The sequence below is a fragment of the Thermomonas sp. genome (genome assembly GCF_041905325.1).
Classification (GTDB): domain Bacteria; phylum Pseudomonadota; class Gammaproteobacteria; order Xanthomonadales; family Xanthomonadaceae; genus Thermomonas.
In genome coordinates this window covers 1-22,821 of the sequence record NZ_JAYRLK010000004.1, presented here as the reverse complement: position 1 = coordinate 22,821, position 22,821 = coordinate 1, and the positions used below count along the sequence as shown (strand labels likewise).

22 protein-coding genes and 1 other RNA gene are annotated in these 22,821 nt (G+C 66.5%); 17 read left to right on the top strand and 6 right to left on the bottom strand.

Annotation, left to right across the window (positions count from 1 at the left end; all coding sequences use genetic code 11):
- Nucleotides 1-3 precede the first annotated feature (3 nt).
- A complete protein-coding gene (locus tag ACE3OK_RS05505; RefSeq protein ID WP_374248553.1) occupies nucleotides 4-1,770 on the bottom strand; it encodes a M14 family metallopeptidase in 1,767 nt (588 codons plus the stop codon).
- A gap of 123 nt (nucleotides 1,771-1,893) precedes the next feature.
- On the opposite strand from ACE3OK_RS05505, the gene ACE3OK_RS05500 reads away from it, so the two are divergent.
- From ACE3OK_RS05500 to ACE3OK_RS05490, 3 genes are read left to right on the top strand one after another with little or no spacing between them, the layout of a single operon-like run.
- Complete coding sequence (locus tag ACE3OK_RS05500) at nucleotides 1,894-2,529, top strand: glutathione S-transferase family protein (protein WP_374248552.1); 636 nt, start codon at nucleotides 1,894-1,896, stop codon at nucleotides 2,527-2,529.
- A gap of 29 nt (nucleotides 2,530-2,558) precedes the next feature.
- On the top strand, nucleotides 2,559-3,161 hold the full coding sequence (locus tag ACE3OK_RS05495) for a rhomboid family intramembrane serine protease (protein WP_374248551.1): 603 nt from the start codon (nucleotides 2,559-2,561) through the stop codon (nucleotides 3,159-3,161).
- Nucleotides 3,162-3,178: 17 nt separating this feature from the next.
- Nucleotides 3,179-3,451, top strand: a complete 273-nt coding sequence (locus ACE3OK_RS05490) for a GNAT family N-acetyltransferase (RefSeq protein WP_374248550.1) — start codon at nucleotides 3,179-3,181, stop codon at nucleotides 3,449-3,451.
- A gap of 5 nt (nucleotides 3,452-3,456) precedes the next feature.
- On the opposite strand, the gene greB is transcribed toward ACE3OK_RS05490, so the two are convergent.
- The 4 genes from greB to ACE3OK_RS05470 are packed head-to-tail and all read right to left on the bottom strand — an operon-like array spanning nucleotide 3,457 to nucleotide 7,265.
- Nucleotides 3,457-3,963 carry a transcription elongation factor GreB gene (gene greB, locus ACE3OK_RS05485; protein WP_374248549.1) on the bottom strand — a complete coding sequence of 169 codons (507 nt, stop codon included), beginning with the start codon at nucleotides 3,961-3,963 and terminating at the stop codon, nucleotides 3,457-3,459.
- Nucleotides 3,960-5,216, bottom strand: coding sequence for a hypothetical protein (locus ACE3OK_RS05480; protein WP_374248548.1), 1,257 nt, complete (start codon nucleotides 5,214-5,216; stop codon nucleotides 3,960-3,962). Before ACE3OK_RS05480 ends, greB begins: the two co-directional genes overlap by 4 nt.
- Before the next feature lie 18 nt (nucleotides 5,217-5,234).
- Nucleotides 5,235-5,711 carry a copper resistance protein NlpE gene (locus ACE3OK_RS05475; RefSeq protein ID WP_374248547.1) on the bottom strand — a complete coding sequence of 159 codons (477 nt, stop codon included), beginning with the start codon at nucleotides 5,709-5,711 and terminating at the stop codon, nucleotides 5,235-5,237.
- A gap of 39 nt (nucleotides 5,712-5,750) precedes the next feature.
- Nucleotides 5,751-7,265 (bottom strand): helicase HerA-like domain-containing protein, encoded by a 1,515-nt coding sequence (locus tag ACE3OK_RS05470; protein WP_374248546.1) that lies wholly within the window; start codon nucleotides 7,263-7,265, stop codon nucleotides 5,751-5,753.
- 81 nt (nucleotides 7,266-7,346) lie between these two features.
- Between ACE3OK_RS05470 and map the strand changes: the two genes are divergently transcribed.
- From map to ssrA, 14 genes are all read left to right on the top strand, one after another.
- Nucleotides 7,347-8,126 (top strand): type I methionyl aminopeptidase, encoded by a 780-nt coding sequence (map, locus tag ACE3OK_RS05465; RefSeq protein WP_374248545.1) that lies wholly within the window; start codon nucleotides 7,347-7,349, stop codon nucleotides 8,124-8,126.
- 2 nt (nucleotides 8,127-8,128) lie between these two features.
- Nucleotides 8,129-10,723 carry a [protein-PII] uridylyltransferase gene (glnD, locus tag ACE3OK_RS05460; RefSeq protein WP_374248797.1) on the top strand — a complete coding sequence of 865 codons (2,595 nt, stop codon included), beginning with the start codon at nucleotides 8,129-8,131 and terminating at the stop codon, nucleotides 10,721-10,723.
- A complete protein-coding gene (dapD, locus tag ACE3OK_RS05455) occupies nucleotides 10,720-11,565 on the top strand; it encodes a 2,3,4,5-tetrahydropyridine-2,6-dicarboxylate N-succinyltransferase (RefSeq protein WP_374248544.1) in 846 nt (281 codons plus the stop codon). The genes glnD and dapD overlap by 4 nt, the downstream gene beginning before the upstream one ends.
- A 103-nt stretch (nucleotides 11,566-11,668) precedes the next feature.
- The gene (locus tag ACE3OK_RS05450) at nucleotides 11,669-13,558 is read left to right on the top strand and encodes a CocE/NonD family hydrolase (RefSeq protein WP_374248543.1); all 1,890 of its coding nucleotides are present in this window, start codon (nucleotides 11,669-11,671) and stop codon (nucleotides 13,556-13,558) included.
- A 1-nt stretch (nucleotide 13,559) separates the two neighbouring features.
- On the top strand, nucleotides 13,560-13,922 hold the full coding sequence (locus ACE3OK_RS05445; protein WP_374248542.1) for a Spx/MgsR family RNA polymerase-binding regulatory protein: 363 nt from the start codon (nucleotides 13,560-13,562) through the stop codon (nucleotides 13,920-13,922).
- Entirely contained in the window at nucleotides 13,919-15,055 is a 1,137-nt protein-coding gene (dapE, locus tag ACE3OK_RS05440; RefSeq protein WP_374248541.1) for a succinyl-diaminopimelate desuccinylase, read from the top strand. The genes ACE3OK_RS05445 and dapE overlap by 4 nt, the downstream gene beginning before the upstream one ends.
- A gap of 194 nt (nucleotides 15,056-15,249) precedes the next feature.
- Nucleotides 15,250-15,663 (top strand): 30S ribosomal protein S6, encoded by a 414-nt coding sequence (rpsF, locus tag ACE3OK_RS05435; protein ID WP_374248796.1) that lies wholly within the window; start codon nucleotides 15,250-15,252, stop codon nucleotides 15,661-15,663.
- A 9-nt stretch (nucleotides 15,664-15,672) separates the two neighbouring features.
- A complete protein-coding gene (rpsR, locus tag ACE3OK_RS05430; RefSeq protein WP_187552058.1) occupies nucleotides 15,673-15,903 on the top strand; it encodes a 30S ribosomal protein S18 in 231 nt (76 codons plus the stop codon).
- A 159-nt stretch (nucleotides 15,904-16,062) separates the two neighbouring features.
- Complete coding sequence (gene rplI, locus ACE3OK_RS05425; protein ID WP_374248540.1) at nucleotides 16,063-16,518, top strand: 50S ribosomal protein L9; 456 nt, start codon at nucleotides 16,063-16,065, stop codon at nucleotides 16,516-16,518.
- A gap of 214 nt (nucleotides 16,519-16,732) precedes the next feature.
- A complete protein-coding gene (locus ACE3OK_RS05420) occupies nucleotides 16,733-18,145 on the top strand; it encodes a replicative DNA helicase (protein ID WP_374248539.1) in 1,413 nt (470 codons plus the stop codon).
- 4 nt (nucleotides 18,146-18,149) lie between these two features.
- Complete coding sequence (alr, locus tag ACE3OK_RS05415) at nucleotides 18,150-19,289, top strand: alanine racemase (protein WP_374248538.1); 1,140 nt, start codon at nucleotides 18,150-18,152, stop codon at nucleotides 19,287-19,289.
- A gap of 67 nt (nucleotides 19,290-19,356) precedes the next feature.
- Entirely contained in the window at nucleotides 19,357-20,859 is a 1,503-nt protein-coding gene (locus ACE3OK_RS05410) for a wax ester/triacylglycerol synthase family O-acyltransferase (protein ID WP_374248537.1), read from the top strand.
- Nucleotides 20,860-20,991: 132 nt separating this feature from the next.
- Entirely contained in the window at nucleotides 20,992-21,669 is a 678-nt protein-coding gene (locus tag ACE3OK_RS05405) for an OmpA family protein (protein WP_374248536.1), read from the top strand.
- A gap of 75 nt (nucleotides 21,670-21,744) precedes the next feature.
- Nucleotides 21,745-22,098: a transfer-messenger RNA gene (ssrA, locus tag ACE3OK_RS05400) on the top strand.
- Between the two features lie 234 nt (nucleotides 22,099-22,332).
- Here ssrA and ACE3OK_RS05395 read toward each other — a convergent pair.
- Nucleotides 22,333-22,821, bottom strand: a 489-nt coding sequence (locus ACE3OK_RS05395) for a hypothetical protein (protein ID WP_374248535.1), incomplete at its 5' end; no start/stop codon positions are given.

The window sequence follows — 22,821 nt, the reverse complement described above, 5'->3', positions numbered from 1 at the left end:
CCTTTACGGGGCCACGTCGCTGCGCAGCACCGGATAGCGGTTGTAACCCTTGTCCCAGGCCGGATGGCGGCGGGCGAAGAAATCCAGCCGCGCCATCGGGTCCTTGGCAAAGGCCGGATCCGCCTTCAGTTTGGCATCGAACTCGGCTTTCAGCGCCGGATCCTTGGCCAGCATCAACCGCGCCTGTTCCTCGGCCACGTAGGCTTCCATGTATTCCTTGCGTTCGAAGCTGTTGTTGAAGCCACCCCACGCGGCGATGGAATCCGGTGCTTGCGGTTCCAGCATGGCCATCAACAGGCGCGCCTTGGGCTGCGCGATGGGCACGAACAGGGCACCGGCCACCAGATTGGCGGTGGTGGAAGTCCATTGGCCGCTCAGGGTGGTGCGCTGGTGGCCTTCGACGGGGGCTGCGGAAAATTTCACGCTGTCGGCATCGAAGGCTTGCACGGCGGCATTGGCCAGCGGGGTTTCCAGTGTGCGGAAGTCGATGCCGTGCAGGCGCAACGCTTCGCCCACTTGCGCGGCATGTTCCGCCGGCACCAGATAGCCGCCCTTGGGTGCGTTCACGCTGAGGCCGGGCACGATGGTGTCGCGCAGTGGCAGCATCCACAGCTGCGGCGTGCGCTCGTCGTACACCACCATGTCGCTGCCGGAAATCTCCGACGGCACGCGTTTGTAGGCATAGCCCAGGAAATTGATGATGCGTTTGGCGTCGGTGGTCTTGTAGTCCAGCGCGACGGGCTGGCCGGCCAGCTGTGCGGCGCGGGTATCGGCATCCAGCTCGGCTTGCCGCCACTGGCTGCCGTGCCGGGCCACCAGCTCCAGCGTGTCCAGCAACGCGTTGTAAGTGCTGCGCACGCGCACCGGGTAGGTTTTCCAGGAATGGGTTTCGATCAACATCACCAGCCGGTTGCGCAGCGGGAAATAGCCGCTGGAAAACCGCGGGGTGTAGGCGGTTTCGATGAAGCCGCTGGCCGGGTCGTCATAGCCGGCGAAGCTGGGGTAGAAATCCACCGGCTGCGAACCCTGCTGTTGCAGCCGCGCGATGATGCCGTCGCGCAGTGCCTTGCCGGCGCTGCGCAGTTCGGCATCACCCACGTTCACCGGGTCGCCGGTGACGGAAATGTCGTGGCGGAATTTGGCGCCGTCGGTGACGTGCAGGTCCAGCGTGGCCAGCGGATCCCATGCATTGACCAAGGCCAGCATTGCGCGCATTTCCGGCGCATCGGCCTTCACGTAATCGCGGTTGAGGTTGTAACGCTGGGCGGTGACGCGAAAACCCATTTCCGCCGGGCCGCGCTGGTTGGGGCGGTTCCAGGCCTTGAAGTTTTCGTGGCCATCCACGTTGAACACCGGCACGAACAAGAACACCTGCTTGTCCAGCAGCCCCTTGCCCACTTTGCCTTGCAGCAAATCGCGCAGCAGCCCGAAGCCGGCGTCCTTGCCGTCGATCTCGCCGGCGTGGATGCCGCCCTGTGCCAGCACCACCGGGATGTTCCGGGCCTTGGCGTCTTCGGCGGTCAATGCGCCACTGGTGGACACCGCCAGCGCCTTCATCGGCCGGCCCTGCGGGCTGATGCCGAAGTCGAAGCAGCGCACCGCCTTCGGGAAGGCTTGCTGGTAGGCCTCGCACAGCGCGATCACTTCGTCATAGCGGCCGGTTTGCTGGTAGCCCGTGCGTTCGGCCAGGGTGGACAGCTCGGGTTTGGCGGCGCTGGCCAGCAGCGGCGTGGTGGCCAGCAGGGCAAGCGCAAACAAGGTGGGGCGCATGGGGATCTCCGTTCGATCCATGGATGGTAGCCCAACGACCGCGCCGCGCCGGCCTGCCCAAAGTCACGCCGTGTTGACGGGGATGTATGGGAAAATGCCGGCTTTCCCGCAGCAGGTGCCGCCATGACGATGCAGCTCTACTTCGCCCCCGGTTCCGCCAGCTTCCTGGTGCATTGGCTGTTGATCGAACTGGACCTGCCGTACGAACTGCGGTTGGTGGATTTTTCCAGCCGTGCGCAAAAATCGCCGGACTATCTGGCGCTGAACCCCAATGGCGTGGTACCGACGCTGGTGGTGGATGGAAAACCGCAGCACGAGGCCGCCGCGCTGGCGCTGTGGTTGGCGGAGGCACATCCGCAGGCGGGGTTCGCGCCGCCCGTGGCCGATCCGCGCCGGCTGGATTTCCTGCAATGGATGTTCGATCTGGCCAACGAAGTGCAGCCTTTGCTGCGGCAGTGGTGGTACCCGGCTGAAGTGGCCGGCGAGGCCAATAGCGACGCCGTGCATGCACGCGTTGCCCAGCGGCTGGCGGCGCATTGGCAGCGCATCGGCGCGCACCTGGCCGCCCACGGCCCGTACCTGCTGGGCGATGCGCCCTGCGTGGCGGATTTCTATCTGGTGATGTTGATGCGCTGGTCGCGTAATTCGCCGGTGCCGGCCACCGACCAGCCGGAATTGCTGGCCTTGGCGCAGCGGATGAAGGCGCGGCCCACGTTCAAGACCTTGTACGAACGCGAGGGCCTGAGCGAATGGGCATGACGCAGACGCACCGGCAAGAGGTCTGAGGAATGTCGCTCACCCTCGTGATCGTCGCCATCACCGTGCTGGTGAGCTGGCGCGGCTTCAATGACCAACGCCTGCTGGGCCGGCTGCTGCTGTGGCCGCCCGCCGTGCAGCGCAACCGCCAGTACGACCGCCTGCTGACCTACGGTTTCGTGCATGCCGACTGGATGCACCTGCTGTTCAACATGATCACGTTCTGGTCGTTCGGCAGTGCGGTGGAGCGGGTGTTTTCTGCATGGATCACGCCGCTGGGGTTCGTGCTGTTCTACCTGTCGGCCATCGTCGTCTCGATCCTGCCCACCTTCATCAAGCACCAGCGCGATGCCAACTATCGCAGCCTGGGTGCATCCGGCGGGGTGTCGGCGGTGTTGTTCGCGGCGATCCTGTTCGACCCGTGGACCAAGCTCATCATCTTCCCCATCCCGCTGCCCATCCCGGCGTTCTTGTTCGCCATTTTGTACGTGGGTTACAGCGTGTGGATGGACCGGCGCGGGCAAGGCAATGTGAACCACAGCGCGCACCTGTGGGGTGCCGCCTACGGCGTGTTGTTCACGGTGCTGTTGCAGCCGGCGATCCTGGGCCACTTCACCCGCAGCCTGTTGGGCTGATTTTCCGGAGTTCCTTCATGGGCACGATCCTTCACGACGCCGCCGCGCATCAATTCAGCACCGAAGTCGATGGCCATCTGGCCCACGTCGATTACGAAACGGGTGCGGGGCGCATCGTCATCACCCACACCATCGTGCCGGAGGCCATTGGCGGGCGCGGGATCGCTGCGGCACTGGTGCGCGCCGCATTGGAACATGCGCGTGACCACGGCTTGCAAGTGGAGCCGCAATGCTCGTATGCCGACGTGTGGATGCGCCGGCACCCGGAGTTCGACGCGCTGCGCGCCTGAGCGTTTCAGTCGCCGGGATAGCGGACGGCGATGATCGCGAACTGCACCTTGCCGGCCGGCAATTGCACGTCGAATTCGTCGTCCACGCGCTTCTTCAGCAGCACCCGCGCCAGTGGTGCATCGATGCTGATCCAGCCCAGCTTGGCGTCGGTTTCGTCGGGCCCGACGATGCGATAACGGGCGATCTCGCCGTTGTCGATGTTCTCCAGCTCCACCTGCGCGCCGAAGTACACCGCATCGCGGTCGGCCGGTGCATCCTCCACCACCTTCAACACTTCCAGCCGCTTGCTGAGGTAGCGCACGCGGCGGTCGATCTCGCCCAACTGCTTCTTGCGGTAGGTGTATTCGGCATTCTCCGAACGGTCGCCCTCGGCGGCAGCGGCGGCCAGCGCCTTCACCACCTCCGGGCGACGTACCCGCCACAGCTCATCCAGCTCGGCCTTCAGCCGCGAATGTCCGGCGCGGGTGATCAGGGCGGTGCTTTTTTCGGCGGGCGGACGCCAGCGGCTCATGGGGCATCTTCCGTGGGCAGCAAGGCCAGCGCGGCTTCCAGCTTCGCGCGCTGGGCATCCTCGCGGCAGGATTCGCATGCGCTGCGCAGCACCGTGGCTGCATCGGCAGGGGCACCCAGCTGGTGCTGCAGCAGTTGCGCGGCGTGCAGTGCCCATTGCGGGGCCTGGGGATGGCGCGGGTCGGCACGCAGCAAGGCCTGCCAGATCGATACCGCCAGCCGGAATTGGCCGGCATCGCGGGCCCGGACTGCCAGCATGTGGCCCTGCCCTGGGTCTGGCAGGGTGAAGCCCGGGTTGATGGCCATGATTTCGTGCAGCAAGCCCAAGGCGCGTCGCTCGTGTTTTTCCAGCAGCAAGACGGTGAGGAAGTGGCCCGCGTGCGTCTCTGCAGTCGTGGCATCGCCGGTTTCCAGCAGCAGTTGCCGGTAACGCGCGTGCACGTCCAGCCCGACGGCACGTTCCCGCATGGTTTCGCGCAGGAGCGCCAGCGCCGCTTGCGGATCGCCTTGCGTGGCGATGCGTGCGGCGTGTTCCAGCAGTGCCTGATCTCGTGCCTTGGGTGTGGACAGCGCCTCTTGATGACGCGCCGGCACATGGCCCAGTGCTTCGTGGTAGCGATACAGCACGCAGCCCAGCAGATGGAAGCTGGCGAATAATCCCCAATAAAACGCTGCATCCACCAGCAGTGCTGCCGCGAAGCCGGGCAGGTATGGCACCAGTACCTTGCCGGCCACCAAAGGCAGCGCCTGGAACAGGAACAAGCCCGTCATCACCGCGAAATACGGGGCTCCGATGCGGTTGGCCATCTGCCAGGCGGTGGCCGGGTTCAGCGCCCGCCACAGGCCATCCCCGGTGGCCAGGGTCAGCAGCAGGGCCGGCTGCAACCACGCGAATGCCGCCAGCAACAACAATGCCGTGCCGGGCATGCCGGCATGGCGGCAATACAGCCCGACGGCCAGCAGTACCAGAAGGACGGCCAGCAGCCGCCAGACCGCGCCAGTGGGGGCGTCCACCACCAGGATGGGCGGGGCATCATGTCCGTTGCCGGTGGCCAGCAACAGCTCGAATGCGTATTTGTACGCGGCGAAATAAGTGATGAACGCGAACACCCAGCCGGCACCTGGCAACCATGCCAGCATGCCCACCAGGGTGAACACGCACAGTGCCAGCAACGCATCGCCCCGCAACGGGTACAGGGCGATGTCGCGCAGCGACTGCCGGCGGGCCGCCATCGGGTGGGCGGAGTGGGCCATCGTGCCGCGTGCCCGTACTTACTGACGGCGCAGGCTGTAATCCAGCGTGCTGGCGATCGGCTTGCCTTGCGTGTCCGTCATGCGGATTTCATCCTTGGCCACGATCTGGTAGCGCGTTTCCCTCGCGCCATCGCCTTCGGGCTGCAGACGGACGGTGTGGTCGGACTGCTCCACCATCCAACTGCCCTGCTCGTCGAAGGACGCATTGCGTTCGCGGTACACCGAATGCAGCAGGTAACCGCCGTCGGTTTTCAGGGTCAGGGTGGTGTCGATGCCGGGGCAGTCCGCGCACGGCAGGGTGCCGCTGAACACGCCGGCGAAATTGGCCACGCCGAAGGTTTGTGGCGGGGTGGCCGGGGCCGGCGTGCTGGCGGCCACCGGTGCGGGCGGTGCCGGTGGTGCCGGCGGTTGCGGGGGGGCGGGCGGGGCCTTGCCGCAACCTGCAAGCAACAGGGCGGTGGCGAGGGCGAATGACGGGAATGGGCGTGTACGCATGGACGGGCTCGTGGGTGCAACCTGAGGGAAAGTGGGAGGTCAGCGCCGTCCGCCGAAGATGCCACCCAGCAGGCCGCGGATGATTTGCCGGCCTACCTGGCTGCCCACCGTGCGTGCGGTCTGCTTGGCCATGCTTTCGATCATGCCTTGCCGGCGTTTGGTGCCGAACAATGCATCCTTCACCGCATCGCCGAAGCCGTGGCTGTTGTCGGCCTGGTCATCTTCCTGCGTGCGGGCTTGCGGCGCTTGCGCCTGTTCGGCCTTGGCCTCGGCTTTCTTGGCCAGCAGCTCGGCGGCCGATTCGCGGTCGATGGCGGTGTCGTATTTGCTGCCCACCGGGCTGCCGGCACGCACCTGCGCGCGCTCGGCTTCGGTAATCGCACCCATGCGGCAACGCGGCGGGGCGATCAAGGTTTTTTCCACCGGCATCGGCACGCCTTTGTCCAGCAACATCGAGGCCAGTGCCTCGCCCACGCCCAGTTGGCCGATGGCATTGGCCACGTCCAGATTCGGGTTGCTGACGAAGGTTTCCGCAGCGGTCTTCAAGGCTTTCTGGTCACGCGGGGTGAACGCGCGCAGCGCGTGCTGCACGCGGTTGCCCAACTGGCCGAGGATGTTGCCGGGAATATCGTCCGGGAACTGCGAGCAGAAATACACGCCCACGCCCTTGGAACGGATCAGCCGCACCACCTGTTCGATGCGCTGTTGCAACGCGGGCGGGGCATCGCTGAACAACAGGTGCGCCTCGTCGAACACGAACACCAGCTTGGGTTTGTCCAGATCGCCCACTTCCGGCAGGGTTTCGAACAATTCCGACAGCAGCCACAGCAGGAAGCTGGAATACAGCTTGGGCTTCAGGATCAATTGGTCGGCGGCTAGGATGTTGACCACCCCGCGGCCGTCGTAGTTCACCCGCATCAGGTCGGCCAATGCCAGCGCCGGTTCGCCGAAGAACATGTTGGCGCCTTCCTGCTCCAGCCGCAGCAGCGCGCGCTGGATGGCGCCGATCGACTGATTGCTCACCAGTCCGTAACGGGTGCTGATGTCCTGGCGTTCTTCGGCAATCAGGTTCAGCAGGGCGCGGAAATCGGCCAGGTCCAGCAACAGCAGGCCGCGGTCGTCGGCCAGCTTGAACACGATGTCCAGCACGCCGGCCTGGGTGTCGTTGAGTTCGAGGATGCGGCCCAGCAGGGTGGGGCCCATCTCGCTGACGGTGGTGCGCACCGGATGCCCGGCCTTGCCCCACAAGTCCCAGAACACCACGGGGGCCGCCTCGTTCTTGTAATCGGCAATGCCCAGTTGCGCGATGCGGGCCTGCAATTTTTCATTCAGTGCGCCGGGCATGGCCAGGCCGGCCACGTCGCCCTTCACGTCGGCCAGAAACACCGGCACGCCAATGCGGGAAAAACCTTCCGCCAAGGTCATCAAGGTGACCGTCTTGCCGGTGCCGGTGGCACCGGCCACCAGCCCGTGGCGATTGCCGTATTTGGGCAGCAGGTTCACGTTGCCACTGGTTTCGGTGGTGATGGCTTTGCCGACGAGGATGGGGTCCATGGACAGCCTGCGGAGACGGGGTGACTGGATTCTATGCGATGGTTCGCTGTTGCCGCCGGCACAATGCGCGATAATCGGCAAATGACTATCAATCTGAAAACCCCCGCCGAGATCGAGAAAATGCGCATTGCCGGCCGCCTGGCCGCCGAAGTGCTGCAAGTGGTGGCCCCGTACGTGAAGGCGGGCGTGACCACCGAGGAGCTCGACCGCATCTGCCACGACCACATCGTCAACGTGCAGGGCGCGATCCCGGCGAACGTCGGCTATCGCGGCTATCCCAAGACCGTGTGCACCTCGGTCAACAACGTGATCTGCCACGGCATTCCCAGCGAAGCCAAGGTGTTGCGGGATGGCGACATCGTCAACATCGACGTCACCGTCATCAAGGACGGTTGGCATGGCGACACCAGCCGCATGTACATCGTCGGCACGCCGTCGGTGATGGCCAAACGGTTGGTGGAGGTCACCCGCGAGGCGATGTTCCGCGGCATCCGCGCGGTGCGGCCGGGCGCCACGCTGGGCGATGTCGGCCATGCCATCCAGAGCCATGCGGAAAGCCACCGCTTCTCGGTGGTGCGCGAGTACTGCGGCCACGGCATCGGCAAGATCTATCACGATGAACCGCAGGTGCTGCACTACGGCCGTCCCGGCGAGGGCGTGATCCTGCAGGAAGGCATGACCTTCACCATCGAGCCGATGATCAACGAGGGCGCACGCCACACCCGGGTGCTGCCGGACGGTTGGACGGTGGTCACCAAGGACCGCAAATTGTCGGCGCAGTGGGAGCACACGGTGGTGGTTACCCGGGATGGCGCGGAGATCCTGACCCGCGTGCCGGGCGACGACAACGACTGGCCGTGAACATGGGCACGGCGGATGCGGCGGGAGATGCGGCCTGGGCCGTCGCTGCGCGTTCCGCCCTGGCACAGGCGGACGCACGGCTGGCACGACGCTTCGATGCCGGCGCGCGCGCGGACCGGCTGATCGCCCTGCGCGCCCGCGCGGTGGACGTGCAGGTGCGTGCGGCGTGGCAGCGCTGCATTCTGCCCGCCGCGCCGCTGGCGTTGTTCGCGGTGGGCGGTTACGGGCGTGGCGAATTGTTTCCGCAGTCCGACATCGACCTGCTGGTGCTGGCCGCGCCCCCGGCGCAGGTGGCGTGGCAACCGGCGCTGGCCCGTTTCGTGGCGCTGCTGTGGGATGCCGGCCTGGCCGCCAGCCAGGCGGTGCGCTCGCTGGAGGAATGCACGGCGGCGGCGGCCGACCAGACCGTGCTGACCGCGCTGATCGAAGCCCGCGGGTTGCAGGCCGATGCCGCCACCCTGGACGCCCTGCAGGAGGCGTTGGCACCGGCGCGGGTGTGGCCGGCGCAGGCGTATTTCGATACCAAGCGCGAAGAGCTGCGGCTGCGGCATGCGCGCTTCGGCGATACCTCCGACAACCTCGAACCCAACGTGAAGGACGGCCCCGGTGGCCTGCGCGATCTGCAGACACTGGGGTGGCTGGCGCTGCGCAGCTTCGGCGTGCACCGGCTGGACCGCCTGATCGAACTGGGGCGTCTGGGCTGGGACGAAGCGGCGGCGCTGGAACGCGAGCGCCGCGCGTTGTGCCAGCTGCGCTACGGCCTGCACCTGGTGGCCGGGCGGCGCGAGGAACGGCTGCGGTTCGATTACCAGAAGCTGCTGGCGGCGCGATTGGGCCACCACGACGATGCCGATGCGTTGGCGGTCGAGAAAATGATGCAGGGGTTCTACCGCAGCGCCGCGGTAGTGCGCCGGATCGGTGATCGCCTGCTGCAGCGCTTCGACGAACTCTTCGACGGCGTGGCCGCCCCGGAGCCCATCGATGCGCATTTCGAGCGCCGTGGCGGCTATCTGGCGGCGCGTGAACCGGGCTGGTTGCAGCAGGCCCCGGCGCACATCTTCGCCCTGTTCGCGGCCTGGGCGGGGGATGCCACGCTGCGTGGCCTGCACTCGGAAACCGCCCGCGAACTGGCGCAGGAATTGGCGCAGGTGCCGGCGTACGGCGATGCCGACGCGGCGCTGCGCGAGGCGTTCCTGCAACTGCTGCGCGGCCCGCAGCCGGTGGCCACGCTGGAGCGGATGGCGCGTGCCGGCGTGCTGGCACGCTGGATCCCGGCATTCCAGCAAGTCTCCGGGCGCATGCAGTTCGACCTGTTCCATGTCTACACGGTCGATCAACACACCCTCGCGGTCCTGCGCAACATGGCCGGCTTCGCCAGTGGCGAGCCCGACCCGCGCTTCGCCATCGCCCATCAGGTATGGCCGTCGTTGCGCAAGCCGGAACTGCTGCTGCTGGCGGGCCTGTTCCACGACATCGGCAAGGGGCGTGGCGGCGACCATTCGCGCCTGGGTGCGGTCGATGCGCGGGCCTTCTGCGCAGCCCATGAGTTGTCGGAAGCCGATACCGCGTTGGTGGAGTGGCTGGTGCAGCACCACCTGCTGATGTCCACCACCGCACAGAAGCAGGACATCACCGACCCCGAGGTCATCCACCATTTCGCCGAGGTGGTGGCCGACCGCCAGCGGCTGGACTCCCTCTACCTGCTGACCTGCGCCGACATTGCCGGCACGTCGCCCAAGCTCTGGAACAGCTGGAAGGACCGGTTGCTGGCCGACCTGCACACCGCCACCCGGCTGGCGCTGCGGCGCGGGCTGGGGCAGCCGGTGGCGGCCGCCGAACGCATCGCCGAGAACCGCGCGGCCGCGCGCGAGCTACTGGTGGCCGAAGGCCATGCCGAGCAGGGCATCGATGCGATGTTCGCGCGCATGCCGGCCGAGAATTTCCTGCGCAGCCGGCCCGACCAGATCGCCTGGCACGCCGCCGCGCTGCAAGCCGCGCAGGCCGGTGACGCGGTGGTCGCGGCGCGCGCCATGCCGGGCCGGGATGGCCGCGACGGGCTGGACTTGCTGATCCACATGCCGGACCAGGACGGCCTGTTCGCCGCCATCGTGATCACCCTGGACCGGCTGGGCATGAGCGTGCTGCAGGCGCGGGTGCTGGACGGCCCGGACGGCACCATCTTCGACACCTTCCACGTGTTGCCGGTGGATGCCCGCATGGCACCGGAGCCGGCACGCCTCGCCGAATCGCTGGCGCGCGCGCTGGCCGGCGACCTGTCGCAGATGCGCCCGGTGCGCCGCCGCCAGCCGCAGCATCTCCAGCATTTCCGGATCGCCCCGCAACTGGATTTCACCGAGATCGCCGGTGGCACCCGCATCGGCCTGATCTGCACCGACCGCCCCGGCCTGCTGGCCGACGTGGCACGGGTGCTGCGCGAGCAGCACCTGCGCGTGCACGATGCGCGCATCGCCACCTTCGGCGCGCGCGCCGAAGACCTGCTGCTGGTCAGCGACGAACACAACCACCCCCTTGCTGCCGCGCGTCGTGACGCCTTGCGTGATGCGCTGCTGGCCGCCCTCGACGGAGAACCACGATGAGCCTGCCCGCAACCGACGCCCTGCGCGCCACCCTCGATGACGCCTGGGAGCGCCGCGCCGAGCTCGGCGCCGACGAGATCGCCGCGCGTGTGCGGCCCGCCGTGGACGCGGCGATCGCCGGGCTGGAAAGCGGCGAGCTGCGCGTGGCCGAGCCCGACGGCAACGGCGGCTGGCGGGTCAACCAGTGGTTGAAGAAGGCCGTGCTGCTGTATTTCCGCACCCAGGACATGCAGGTGATGGACGCCGCACCCGCGCCGTTCTGGGACAAGGTGCCGGCGCGCTTCGCCGGTTTCGACGAGGCCGCGTTCCGCGCGCTGGGCGCGCGCGTGGTGCCGGGCGCGGTGGTGCGCGCGGGCAGCCACATCGGCAAGGACGTGGTGCTGATGCCGAGCTTCGTCAACATCGGCGCGTATGTCGGCGAGGGCACGATGGTCGATACCTGGGCCACCGTCGGCAGCTGCGCGCAGATCGGCAAGGGCTGCCACCTGTCCGGCGGCGTCGGCATCGGCGGCGTGCTGGAGCCGCTGCAGGCCGGTCCCACCATCATCGAGGACCACTGCTTCATCGGTGCGCGCTCGGAAGTGGTGGAAGGCTTCGTGGTCGGCCACCACAGCGTGGTCGGCATGGGCGTGTTCCTCGGCCAGAGCACGCGCGTGTACAACCGCATGACCGGCGAAGTCAGCTACGGCAGCGTGCCGCCCTGCAGCGTGGTGGTGTCGGGCTCGCTGCCTGCGGCCGACGGCAGCCATTCGCTGTACTGCGCGGTGATCGTCAAGCAGGTCGACGAAAAGACCCGCAGCAAGACCAGCGTCAACGAGCTGCTGCGCGGCCTGGCCGACTGAGCGCCGTTGCCGCGACGGCGGTCTCGCTGCGCATGACGTCCGGCGGGGGGCACCTCCCGTCGGATGTGTCAAACAACCCGGGTTGCCCTCGAGGAGGTTCTCCATGAAGACGTCGTTGCTCGCCACCCTGCTGGTCGCCGCGCTGGCGGCGACCTCCGCGCAGTCCGCGCAGAACCTGTCGCGCTACAGCGATGACGGCCTGCGCGCCGAATTGGCTTCGTTGTCCGACAGCGAGACCGCGCTGTTGGTGCCGATGCGCGATGGCGTGGGCCTGTCCACCAACATCTGGCGGCCGAAGGGTGCCACCGGCCCGTTGCCCACGGTGCTGTGGAAGACGCCGTACAACGAGCATGTCGTCAGCGGCAGCACTGCGCGTTTCGCGCTGGAGGCGGTGCGCAACGGCTATGCCTTCATCGTGCAGAACGAACGCGGCCGCTATTTCAGCCAGGGCAAGTACGAGATCCTCGGCTACCCGCAGACCGACGGCTACGACACCCTGAGCTGGATTGCCAAGCAGCCGTGGTCGAACGGCAAGGTGGGCACGCTGGGCTGCTCGTCGTCGGCCGAGTGGCAGCTGGCGCTGGCGGCGATGAACCATCCGGCGCATGCGGCAATGGTGCCGATGGCGTCGGGCGCGGGCATCGGCAAGGTCGGCCCGTTCTCGGAGCAGGGCAACTTCTACACCGGCGGCGTGCCGCGCACCCTGTTCGCGATCTGGATGTACGGCGTGGACAACCCCCTGCGCGCGCAGCTGCCGCAGGACCTGACCGGGCCGATGCGCGCGCGGGTGGCGCAGTACAACGACCTCGACGCCAAGAAACCCGACATCGAATGGAAGAAGCACATCTGGCACCTGCCGTACGCCAGCCTGCTGTCCTCGCTGGGCGAGCCGGCCGGCACCTTCGAAACCCAGATCGCGCGCGGCCCGGGCGACCCGGCGTGGAAGACCGGCGGCCTGTACGACGACTCGATGGGCTGGGGCGTGCCGGCGCTGTGGTTCAACATCTGGTACGACGTGTCGATCGGCCCCAACATGGGGCTCTACAACCACGCCCGCAGCGTCAATTCCGACAAGGAAGCCAGCGCCAACCAGTACGTGGTGGTAGGGCCGAACCCGCACTGCCAGTTCGCGCGGCTGGGCAAGGACTACAAGGTCGGCGACCGCGACATGGGCGATGCCAGCTTCCCGGTGGATGCGCAGATCTGGGCGTTCTTCGATCGCTGGCTGAAGGGCCAGCCCAAGGCGTTCGCGGCCGACACGCCGCATGTGCGCTACTTCACCATGGGTGCCAACCGCTGGCAGGCTGACGCGCAGTGGCCGCCGAAGGCGGCGCAGCCGGTGCGCATGTACCTGCGTTCGAACGGCAATGCCAATTCGATGTACGGCGACGGCGTGCTGTCGTTTGAGGCCCCCGCTGCCGCGGAGCCGAAGGACAGCTATCGCTACGACCCGGCCAACCCGGTGCAGACCATCGGTGGTGGCGACTGCTGCAACGGCGGCGTGGTCATCCCGGGGGCGTTCGACCAGCGCCAGATCGAATCGCGCCACGACGTGCTGGTCTATACCAGCGCGCCGCTGGATGCGCCGATGGAAGTGACTGGCTTTGTCGATGCGGTGCTGAAGGTCTCCTCCAGCGCCAAGGACACCGACTTCGCGGTGAAGCTGGTCGACGTGGACACCGACGGCACTGCCTGGATCGTCGGCGACACCATCCTGCGCGCGCGCTACCGCAACAGCTACGTGACACCGGAGTTGATGCAGCCGGGCACGGTATACACGCTCAAGCCCACGCCGATCACCACCTCGATCCAGTTCGGCAAGGGCCACCGCATCCGTGTGGAGATCACCAGCTCCAACTTCCCCAAATTCGCCCGCAACCTCAATACCGGCGGTCCCAACGAAACCGAACGCGAGGCAGTGGTGGCCGACAACGCGATCCATCATTCGGCGGATAATCCCAGCTACATCGAACTGCCGGTGGTGAAGCGCTGACATGGCCGCAACGCTGTACGGATTGAACAACTGCGATACCTGCAAGAAGGCGCTCAACTGGCTGAAGCGGTTCGGGGTCGAGCATGCGTTCGTGGACTACCGCGACGTGCGGCAGGCGCCGGAGACGCTGTTGGCGTGGAAGGACGCGGTGGGCGGCTGGGACGCGCTCATCAACAAGTCCTCCACCACCTGGCGGCAGCTGCCGCCGAATCGCAAGACGCCGGGCAGCGATGCCGAGTGGAAGCTGCTGCTGAGGGAATATCCGCAGCTGATCCGGCGGCCGGTGGTGGTGCTGGACGATGGCTCCGTCGCGCAGGGCTTTTCCGACAATGGCTTCAAGAAGCTGTTCGGAGTCGGCGCGTGAGTGATGTGCTCGCACTGACCTGCCAGTTGATCGCCCGACGCTCCATCACCCCGGACGATGCCGGTTGCCAGCCGCTGATCGCGGCGCGCCTGCGTGCGGCCGGCTTCGCCATCGAACACCTGCGCTACGGTTCGGTGGACAACCTCTGGGCCACCCACGGCAGCGGTGGCCCGGTGCTGGTATTGCTGGGCCATACCGACGTGGTGCCGCCCGGGCCGCTGGAGGAATGGGGGTCGGAGCCGTTCACGCCGGTGACATTGGACGGGTTGTTGTACGGCCGCGGCGCGGCCGACATGAAAGGCAGTGTTGCCGCGTTCGTCATCGCGCTGGAACGCTTTGTCACCGCCCATCCGGACCATCCGGGCACGGTGGCGCTGTTGCTGACGTCGGACGAAGAGGGCGATGCCATCGATGGCGTGCGCAGGGTGGCGGAGGTGTTCCGCGCGCGCGGCCAGCGCATCGACTGGTGCATCACCGGCGAGCCGTCGTCGAAGGACGTGCTGGGCGACCTGTTGCGTGTCGGCCGGCGCGGCAGCCTGTCCGCTACCCTGGCCGTGCGCGGCGTGCAGGGCCATGTGGCCTATCCGGAGAAGGCGCGCAACCCCGTCCATCAGGCCGCCCCGGCCTTGGCCGACCTGGCGGCGCGCCGCTGGGACGACGGCTTTGAGAGCTTCCCGCCGACCAGCTTGCAGATCAGCAACATCCACGCCGGCACCGGTGCCAACAACGTCATCCCGGGCGAGCTGCAGGTGTTGTTCAACCTGCGCTACAACCCGCATTGGGATGCGGCGCGGCTGGAGGCCGAATGCGAGGCGATCCTGCGCGCGCATGGGCTGGATTTCGATCTCTGCTGGCACCGCAGCGGCGAGCCGTTCCACACCCCGGAAGGCCCGCTGCGTGCGGCGGCGCGCGAGGTGCTGGCGCAGTTCGCAGGCCACATGCCCGAGGAAAGCACCGGCGGCGGCACTTCCGATGCCCGCTTCATCGCCCCGCTGGGTGCGCAGTGCATCGAGATCGGCCCGGTCAACGCCAGCATCCACAAGGTCGATGAGCATGTGCGCTTGTCCGACCTGGAGCGACTGCCGGAGCTCTACCTGGCCTTGCTGCAGCGGTTGCTGCGGCCCGCCGGTTAGCGCCGGGCGCCGCCGGGCAGGGCCCCTGCGGCCGCGCGCGGATGGGCTGATTTGCGCGTGTGGCTTTGATTGGCCATAATGGCCGGCTCCCGCTTGCGGGAGTCTTGCCCGAACGCGCCTGTCGCCCGCAGCGGCAGGTGGCCGAGGGCTGCCCGGCGGGCATCCTGCCTGCCGCCATCCACAAGGAAACCACCATGCGTCACTACGAAATCGTGTTCCTGGTCCATCCGGACCAGAGCGAACAGGTCCCGGCGATGATCGAGCGCTACAAGGGCGCCATCGAGGCCGGCAACGGCAAGATTCACCGCCTGGAAGACTGGGGCCGCCGCCAGCTGGCGTACCCGATCCAGAACCTGGTGAAGGCGCACTACGTGCTGCTGAACATCGAGGCCGAGCAGGCCGTGCTGGACGAGCTGGTCGACACCTTCCGCTTCAACGACGCGATCCTGCGCCATCTGGTCATGCGCCGCGACGACGCGGTGACCGAGCAGTCCCTGATCATGAAGAACAAGGACGAGAAGAGCGACAAGCCCGAGCGTCGCCGCCGCGACGACGAGAGCGACAGTGCCGTGGGCACTGGCGATAACGAATCCGCCGAAGCCGCTTAAGGAGCCGACATGTCCAAGTTCTTCCGCCGCCGCAAGTTCTGCAAGTTCACCGCCGAAGGCGTGACCGAGATCGATTACAAGGATCTCAACACCCTGCGCCAGTACCTGACCGAGACCGGCAAGATCGTGCCCAGCCGCATCACCGGCACCAAGTCGAAGTACCAGCGCCAGTTGCAGTCCGCCGTCAAGCGCGCCCGCTTCCTGGCCCTGATTCCGTACACCGACAACCACAACATCTGATGCTTCGCCTGCTCGGTGTGGCGTTGTCGTCGGTCGGACGCGCGCCATCCCGCTCTTGGCCACACCTTTGCAGGCCGTGCGTCAGTCAATGAACCCCGTCCATTCGGACAGCAACCGTTGCGGCGCATCGCGCGCCGCTAACGAATACGGAGCAACACCATGCAACTGATCCTCCTGCAGAAAGTGACCAACCTCGGCGGCTTGGGTGACAAGGTCACCGTGAAGCCGGGCTACGGCCGCAACTACCTGGTGCCGCAGGGCAAGGCTGTGCCGGCCACCCCGGCCAACCTGGCCGAGTTCGAAGCCAAGCGCGCCGATTACGAAGCCAAGGCCGCCGCCTCGCTGGATGCCGCCAACAGCCGCCTGACCAAGCTGACCGATGCCAGCGTGACCGTGGCCGCCAATGCGTCCACCGAAGGCAAGCTGTACGGCTCGGTGGGTCCGCGTGAAATCGCCGACGCATTGACCAAGCAGCTGGGCGTGGACGTCCACAAGGCGGAAGTGGTGATGGGCGAAGGCCCGCTGCGCCATACCGGCGAGTTCGAAGTGCACGTGCACCTGCACGCCGACGTCAACACCACGGTCAAGGTGGTGGTGGTGCCGGAAGCGGCCTGATCTGCTTGCCGCCAGGTTGTCGCGACGGGCGCCGCAGGGCGCCCGTCGCATTTTCGGGGTGCGCGTGCCCGTCGCAGCCGGTGAGATGGGTTATCCACAGGATATCCCGTGACTTGTCTGCAACACCCCGACGCGAATGCAGCCTACGATGCAAGGCTTCGAACATGAATCATCGGGCGGCGATGCCGGCCCGGGCAGGGGAGTTGCGGTGGCGATGAATGCAAGGCCGGGGTTTCGTTCCGATGCCAGTTTCCAGACCCGCAACGAGCAGCGCATCGAGCAGTTGCGCGTGCCGCCGCAGTCGGTGGATGCCGAGCAGGCGGTGCTGGGCGGCCTGATGCTGGACCCGAACGCATTCGACCGCGTGGCCGACCAGCTGGTGGAAGAGGATTTCTACCGCCGCGACCACCAGCTGATCTATCGCGCAGTCCGCGACCTAGTGGAGATGAATCGTCCCTGCGATGCGGTGACGGTGGGCGAGTGGTTCGACTCGCAGGGCATCAGCGAACAGGTGGCCGGTGGCGCCTATCTGGTGGAACTGGCCGCCAGCACGCCCAGCGCGGCCAACATCAAGGCCTATGCCGAGATCGTGCGTGACAAGGCGATCCAGCGCCGGCTCATCGACGTCGGTACCGCCATCGTCAACGACGGTTTCCAGCCGGAAGGCCGCGATTCCACCGAACTGCTGGCCAAGGCCGAAAAGGAAGTGTTCGCGATCGCCGAGGGGCATGCGCGCGGCAAGCAGGATTTCACCCAGGTCAAGGTGGCCCTGCGCGAAGCGTTCGATGTGCTGCAAAAGCGCGCCGAGAACGGCAGCGGCATCACCGGCCTGCCGACCGGCTACGCCAATTTCGATCGGATGACGGCGGGCCTGCAGCCCACCGACCTGATCATCCTCGCGGCGCGTCCGGCGATGGGCAAGACCACCTTCGCGCTCAACATCGCCGAATATGCGGCGCTGAAGTCGAAGAAGGCGGTGGCGGTGTTCTCCATGGAAATGTCTGCCTCCCAGCTGGCGCTGCGCCTGATTTCCTCGCTGGGCCGGGTGAACGCCACGCGCCTGAAGACCGGTGACCTGGAAGACGAGGACTGGAGCCGCGTGACCGGCGCGATTGCGCAGATGAATGGTGTCAAGATCTTCATCGACGATACCCCGGGCCTGTCGCCCGAGGTGCTGCGCGCCAAGGCGCGTCGGCTCAAGCGCGAGCATGACCTGGGGCTGGTGGTGATCGACTACCTGCAGCTGATGCAGGTGCCCGGCAACAACGAGAACCGTGCCACCGAGATTTCCGAGATCAGCCGCTCGCTGAAGGGGCTGGCGAAGGAGTTGAACGTGCCGGTGATCGCGCTGTCGCAGCTCAACCGTTCGCTGGAATCACGCACCGACAAGCGCCCGGTGATGGCCGACCTGCGCGAATCCGGCGCGATCGAGCAGGACGCGGACATGATCGTGTTCATCTACCGCGACGAGTACTACAACAAGGAAAACTCGCCGGACAAGGGCCTGGCCGAGATCATCATCGGCAAGCACCGCAACGGTCCCACCGACAGCTTCAAGCTGAGGTTCTTCGGTGAGTACACCCGCTTCGACAACCTCGCCCACGAATCGGTGGGCAGTTTCGAGTGAGCCCATGCACGCCCGCGTAAGCGAACGCCCCACCCGCATCGTGGTCGACCTGCCGGCGCTGGCCGGCAACCTGCGCGCCATCGCTTCGCACGTGAACGTGCCGGTGATGGCCATCCTCAAGGCCAATGCCTATGGCCACGGATTGGTGCCGGTGGCGCGGCACCTGCAAGCGCATGGCGCGGGGCAGTTCGGGGTGGCGTTCGTGGAGGAAGGCATCGCCCTGCGACGCGCGGGCATCACCCTGCCCATCCTGGTTTTGGGTGGCATCCTCGGCCGGCAAGTGGCGCAGTTGATCGAGCACGACCTGGAAATCACGGTGTCCTCGCTGGACAAGCTGCGCAAGGTCGAGGAAGCGGCGCAGGCATTGGGCCGCAAGGCGGTGGTGCACCTGAAGATCGACACCGGGATGGAGCGCATCGGCGTGCACAGTTATTCGTGCGCGGCGATGATCGAGGCGGCGGTGGCGTCAAACTGGTGCGAGGTGAAAGGCGTGTATTCGCACCTGGCCTGCGCCGATGATCCTGCTTCGCCGATGACGCAATTGCAGCTGGAGCGTTTCCACCAGGCCTGCGCGCACTTCACCCGGATCGGCGCGCCGATGCCGCTGCGGCACCTGGCCAATTCCGGTGGCGTGCTGCATTTTCCGGACACCTGGCTGGACATGGTGCGCCCCGGCATCCTGCTGTATGGCGTGCTGCCGGACCCCGGCGCGCGCGCCACCGTGGTCGTGCGGCCGGCATTGTCGCTGCTGTCGCAGGTGGTCTACTTCAAGGTCGTGCGTGCCGGGCAGCCGGTCAGCTACGGTGCCACCTGGACGGCGGCCTGCGACACCCGGGTGGCCACGATTCCGCTGGGCTACGGCGATGGCTATCCGCGCGCGTTGTCCAATCGCGGCCAGGTGCTGATCCGTGGCCAGCGCCACCCGATCATCGGCCGGGTCTGCATGGACCAGTTCATGGTCGATCTCGGCCCCGATGGCACCGCCTACAACGGTGACGACGTGGTGCTGATCGGCCGGCAGGGCGGGCAGGGCATCAGCGTGGAAGACGTGGCCCGGCAAGCCGACACCATCGCCTACGAAGTGCTGACCCGCCTCAACGACCGCATCCCGCGCGAATATCCGCTGCCGGCAGCGTTGCCCTGAACCCGCTCGTTGACCGTTTGCAGCGCGGCGTGATTCACTCGCAGCGGGAAGCCGGGAGGGAATTTGCATGGCCACGTCGAAGCCGCGCCTGAAGCGCTCCGCCGCCGAACCGGGCGCGCGCCCGAAGCGCGAGGCGATGTCGAAGGTCGACACCGCGTGGCTGCGGATGGAACGGCCCACCAACCCGATGATGATCACCGGCGTGTTGATGTTCGACGACCCGATGTCGTTGGCACAGCTGAAGACCATCATCCGGCAACGATTCCTGGGTTACGCGCGGTTCCGGCAGAAGCCCGTCGACGGTGCCACCGGCGTGCAGTGGGTGGAGGACGCGCATTTCGATCTCGACTGGCATGTGCGTTTGTCCGGGCTGCCCGGGCGGCCCGGCAAGGCGTCCGAGAAGCGCGCACTGGAACGCTTCGTCAGCAATCTCGCATCCAGTCCGCTGGATGCCTCCAAGCCGCTTTGGCAATTCCATCTGGTGGAACGCTACCAGGGCGGTTCCGCGCTGGTGGCGCGCATCCATCATTGCTATGCCGACGGCATCGCGCTGGTGCAGGTCTTGCTGTCGCTCACCGACACCAGCCGCGAACCGTCCCCGACCTCGCGGCTGGACAAGGCCTGGCTCAAGCACGAAGCCGCCAAGGTGGCGCAGCGCGTCGGCGCGATGGAGCGCTACATGAAGCTGGGCGGCAAGGCGCTGGAGCAGGGCATGGCGATGGTGCAGGACCCGTCCATGGCGACCCTGCTGGCGAAGGAAGGCGGCGAAATCGCCAAGGAACTGGTGCATGCCCTTGCCCTGCCGGATGACCCGCCTTCGCTGCTGCGCGGGCGGTTGGGCGTGAGCAAGCGCGTGGCCTGGGCCGAGCCGCTGGACCTGGAGGAAGTGAAGGCGGTGGGGCGTGCCTGCGATTGCACCGTCAACGACGTGCTGATGGCCGCCGTCGCCGGGGCATTGCGCGGGTACATGCAGGACCGCGGCGAACACCTGGAAGGCATGACCCTGCGTGCCACCGTGCCGGTGAACCTGCGCCCGCTGGAACATGCGAAGAAGCTTGGCAACCACTTCGGCCTGGTGTTCCTGGACCTGCCGGTGGGCGAAGAGAATCCGTTGCGCCGGCTCGAACGGGTGGCCGAGTGCATGCAGCAGCTCAAGCATTCGCGCCAGGCCATCGTGGCGTATGGCTTGCTGGCGGCCTTGGGCATCGCCCCCGCGCCGGTGCAGGAGCTGGCACTGGAGATGTTCAGCCGCAAGGCCAGCGCGGTGGCCACCAACGTGCCGGGGCCCCAGCAGCCGCTGTACATGGCCGGTTGTGCCTTGCGCGAGATGATGTTCTGGGTGCCGCAGACCGGTTCGATCGGGCTGGGATTGTCGATCCTCAGCTATCGCGGCAGGGTACATTTCGGCCTGATCGCCGACGCCCGCCTGATCCCGGACCCGGATGCGGTGGTGCGTCGCTTCGGCGAGGAGTTCGACAAGCTGCTGTACCTGGCGATGATGGGGAGCTGGGATACGCGGCTGGATGCCGCCGCCGCCGTCGCCTTGCTGGCAGACGCCCCTCTGGCGTAAGCAAAGGCGATCCGGGTTGCGAACGCCGTGCTTGTTCAGCCGAGCCTCATTCCCGTGCCTGCCGTTCACCTCCAGGCAAGACGTGGCTGTCTAGCCTGAACCGTGATTTGCACATTCCACGAGGAGCTTTCCATGCTGTACACACACGGGTTCAAGCTGGCGGTTCTGGCAACGTGCTTGGTGGCGTTTGCCGGCGGTTGTGCCACCTACGATGGCGGCAATGCCGGCGACGACCACGCCCGCGCGAAGAAAGGCGCATTGATTGGTGCTGCCATCGGCACTGCCATGGGCTTGCTCAGTGGCGACAGTGCGGTGGAGCGCCGCCAGCACGCCATGGTGGGCGCGGGCATCGGCGCACTGGCCGGTGGTGCCATCGGCAATTACCAGGACAAGCAGGAGGCCGAACTGCGCCGCGAAACTGCCGGTACCGGCATCGATGTCAGCCGCGATGGCGACGTCATCAAGCTCAACCTGCCGGATGGCGTCACCTTCGACTTCAACCGCACCGACATCAAGCCGCAGTTCTACCCCTCGCTGAGCACCATCGCCGGCACCCTGCGCGAGTACAACCAGACCATCGTCGAAGTCAGCGGCCATACCGACAGCATCGGCAGCGATGCGGTCAACCAACGCATCTCCGAACAGCGCGCGCAATCGGTGGCCAGTTACCTGCAAGCGCAGGGGGTGCAGCGCGAACGCTTCGAAGTCATCGGCCTGGGCAAGCGCTTCCCCATCGCCGACAACAACACCGATGCCGGCCGCGCCATGAACCGCCGCGTCGAAATCCGCCTGCTGCCGTTGCGTTCCTGAACCGCACCGGTCGCGTCACTTGTGAATGCCACTGGTGCCCCTATACTGGGGTTGTCGGTGAAATCGACGCTTCCCGGGGGTGCACTGGCTTCGACGGGGGTCGCGAAATTACCTGGCGCATGCCGAGGGGGTAGCTTTCCTCGTTAATCCAGCTGCAAAACTCTAGTTGCCAACGACGACAACTACGCTCTCGCCGCTTAAGGCGTAAGCCCCGAACCCACTTGTGCCCGTGCTCGTGGATGTAGGGTCATTATCACGGAACCGGCTGTGATGGCTGCCTGTCAGTCACGGCTTAACCAAAACAGGCTGGTCCTGCGGTGCGCTTTGCACGCCGTGCTGCTGCGGGACGAGACCCAACGGTGAGCTAAGCATGTAGTGCCGGGGATGGAGTGCCTTCGGACGCGGGTTCGATTCCCGCCACCTCCACCAAATTGAAGGGCTCGGATAATCTCCGGGCCCTTTTTCTTGCCTGAAATCCCCGCGTGGCGCGGGGTTCCGGCCACCAGCGCTGCGGGTGGCCAGCTGCCGAAAAACCCTGTTTTCAGTGCTCTCGGCTCCAAATCTGTCTCTTTTCTCTGTTTGGCCGGCGGGTAAGGCGCAATTTTGGCTCTATACGAATCAACAACTTACGCGCGGTGGTTCATCGTCAACCAAGGCGAGCGGTTAGGCATCAAACGCCGTCACCACCTCCCGCTGCGCCACCCAGTCGGTCGGCAGCGGATTGCGCTGAAACCACAGCAGGCTCATGCACCGGGGCTGTTTGCCTGCCAAGATGGTCTGGATGATGGCAGGCTCCAGCAGGGTCAGGCGTAGCAGTTCATTGACCGTCGAGTGGTGCAGGCCTTCGCGTTTGGCAATCTCGCTGCCGCTGCCGACCACGCAGTCGTCCAGCAGTTGCTGCCAGTAGAAGGCGCGCGTCAGTGCCACCAACAAGGGCTGGTCGAGTTGAGGGGCACTTGCCCCCGTCGCATCCACCTGACCATCGGGCCGCACCACCACCTTGCTGCCACCGCGCTTGCGGATCTTTAGGGAAGGTCTGAACAACACGCCATCTGTCGGCGACAATACCGCCTCACCTCCGGGATGACTTCTGATGCAGCTGACGTTCGGTGACGCCGAAGATCTTGGGCAACGCAAGCAGACGCGGCGGGA